This window comes from Vibrio sp. 10N.222.48.A3 (assembly GCF_041475345.1).
GTDB classification, from domain to species: Bacteria; Pseudomonadota; Gammaproteobacteria; order Enterobacterales; family Vibrionaceae; genus Vibrio; species Vibrio tasmaniensis_A.
This window is the reverse complement of record NZ_JBFRVX010000088.1, coordinates 1-2,822: the sequence shown is the minus strand read 5'-3', so window position 1 is coordinate 2,822 and position 2,822 is coordinate 1. Positions and strand designations below refer to the sequence as shown.

The window sequence follows — 2,822 nt, the reverse complement described above, 5'->3', positions numbered from 1 at the left end:
ACTGGTCACCCTAGCTTGTTAAAAACCTCGATAACTTCGTTAGAATTTTTGGTTGTAGAATAACTACTTATCGAAAAATTCTGCCTTGTTCTCAAGCTTTTTTCCTACGCTATGTTTGATCACTTATTTACTGTGATTGGTATTACTCAAGTGAAAGCCGAACAACACAGGTGCCATGTCATCGAAAATGTTTCGTTAAGCGGTTTAAAACAGGTTCTTTAAGCTCTTTCCATCTGTCTATCAAGAGTAGATCGAATAAACGAGCATGAGCCTTTAGCTGCCTTGAAGTGACTCGGTGCACAAGTTAGTAAGTGTAAATACGTTCTTGATAAAATGGGATACATGTTCGCAGCCAATTTGTGAGACGCTTGATCTAGTGTCAGTCGAATCACAAGGAAGTTGAATGCATCACTTTAATATCCGCGCTCTTGAGTATTTAAACGCGTTGTCTAAGTATGGCTCATTGCGTAAGGCATCCAAGATGATGAATGTTGACCCTGCTGCAATGAGCAGAATGCTGACCCAGCTCGAAGCGCAAGCGGAAATGAAAGTATGGGAGCGCAACAACCGCCAATCACTGTTGACTGAGGCGGGTAATGAACTGTTGCATTACTATCGTTCCATTGTTCGTGGAGAGGCTGCAGTGCTTACTCGACTAGCCAAGCTTAAAAACCTCAAAGGAGGCAGTGTCAGTATTGCCATCGGTGAAGGGTTTATTACCAACTTGGTGTCAAAGCCGATGCAAACCTTTATGACCCGTTATCCTGATATCAACCTTTCTATTGAAATTGCTGGGGCATTGGACGCGGTCAAGATGTTGGAAGATCAACAGATAGACTTCGCAATAACCTATGCTTCTGCTCCACATCCTAAGCTGCACTCCCACGTTGAACGTAGTCATCCGCTCGAATTGATTGCTCCGAAGGGGCACTTCCTTACGATGAAAGAAGCGCCAGTGGTAATGCAAGATATTCAAGACGCTTCTCTTGCCTTGATCGATAACTCGACCGGTATGGGGAGGCTGGTAAAGCAGGCTGAACAAATTTCCCACCTTACCTTGCAGCCAAAGCTTCAAACCAATTCGGTGACCGCACTGACTAACTTTGTATCAGCAGGATTGGGCGTCACCTTTATGCCTAAGCTCACTGTGATCGATGAAATAAAGTCAGGACAGATTGAAGTGGTTGCGACCGAGTTGGAGATGCTATCGAAGGCGACGGTTAAGGTTCAATCTTTAAAAGGCCGCGCACTCACGCTACAGGCCGAAACCTTGTTAGATTTCTTACTTGAAAACGCCACTTTCTTGAGTCATGACGCTTACAATATCTAAGAATAGTAGATTTACTTAGCGACTCCTTCTAAGCGTCCAAATACCGCCAATATCACAGTTCCAAACTGCCGAATTCGTTTTTAAGTTGAATTGAGTTTTTGTCAACGCACACTCTATTGATAAGTCAACATACGCGGAATAAGTTACAAATTATTAACGAAACGAGTTTTAGACTGACAGCTGTGTTCGACAGATTTTGGCTTTGTCGGGCATTAGGGGAAGAGAATGGAAGTTATTGTAATTGGTAGCGGTGTTATTGGGTTAACCAGTGCTTGGTACCTGGCGAAAGAAGGTCATACAGTGACGGTTATTGATCGTCAAGATAGCAGTGGCAAGGAAACCAGCTTTGCGAATGCAGGGCAAATTTCTTACGGATATTCTTCACCATGGGCGGCACCGGGGATTCCGTTGAAAGCAATGAAATGGCTTACCCAAGAGCATGCGCCTCTAAAAGTGAAGCCGTCACTTTCTCCTGAATTAGTTGCTTGGGCGACTAAGATGTTGGCCAACTGTAATGAAGCCAAGTACGCCATGAATAAGTCACGCATGTTAAGAGTGGCAAACTTCAGTCGAGAGTGTCTTACTCATCTAAGAACCAGTGAAGATTTAGCTTATGAGGGCAGGCAGAAAGGCACCTTGCAAGTATTCAGAAGCGAGAAGCAACTCGATGCTATTCAGCAGGATATGAAGCTATTAACAGAGAGTGGGATCGAACACTCGCTGTTTGATGTTGACCAGTGTCTGTCAGTGGAGTCGGGTTTAGCGGACGTCAAAGACAAGCTGGTGGGCGGCTTATACTTACCTCATGATGAAACCGGTGATTGCCATCAGTTCTGTTTAACCTTGACTGAGAAAGCCAAGCAACTCGGTGTTAGGTTCGTGTTTGATACTGAAGTGGTAAGTTTGAATCATCAGAATCAAGCCATTGAGACTATTACAACGACTCAAGGCGAGTTTAAAGCGGATGCTTACGTGGTCGCGTCAGGAAGCTATTCTCGAGAACTATTAAAGCAAGTCGACTTGTCTATACCGGTTTACCCAGTGAAAGGATATTCACTAACATTGCCTATCGTGAATGTAGATAAGTCACCGACTTCGACTGTTATGGATGAAACCTACAAGGTCGCGATGACGCGATTTGATGATCGTATTCGTATCGCGGGTACGGCAGAACTCGCTGGTTTTGACTACCTAATCCCAGAAAAACGCAAAGCCACGATTGATATGGTGATAAAAGATCTTTTCCCACAAGCGGGGGACTTTTCTAAGGCTGAATACTGGACTGGGCTAAGACCAATGACGCCAGATGGCACGCCTATCATCGGCAAGACGCCTATCAAAAATTTATTTACCAATACAGGTCATGGAACATTAGGTTGGACAATGGCATGTGGCTCAGGAAAGATCTTAGCAAGCATAGTCAGTGGCTCTGCCTGTGATATTAAATCTGATGACTTAAGTATCCATCGTTATTTGTAACAACATGATGTAG

The 2,822-nt window shown here is 44.2% G+C and carries 2 protein-coding genes; both read left to right on the top strand.

The genetic code is table 11. The features are described 5' to 3' along the window. Window positions 1–403 precede the first annotated feature (403 nt). Window positions 404–1,330 (top strand): LysR family transcriptional regulator, encoded by a 927-nt coding sequence (locus AB4653_RS03445; protein WP_009846409.1) that lies wholly within the window; start codon window positions 404–406, stop codon window positions 1,328–1,330. A 225-nt stretch (window positions 1,331–1,555) separates the two neighbouring features. Continuing rightward, complete coding sequence (locus tag AB4653_RS03440; RefSeq protein ID WP_102257349.1) at window positions 1,556–2,809, top strand: D-amino acid dehydrogenase; 1,254 nt, start codon at window positions 1,556–1,558, stop codon at window positions 2,807–2,809. The last annotated feature ends 13 nt before the right edge of the window (window positions 2,810–2,822 follow it).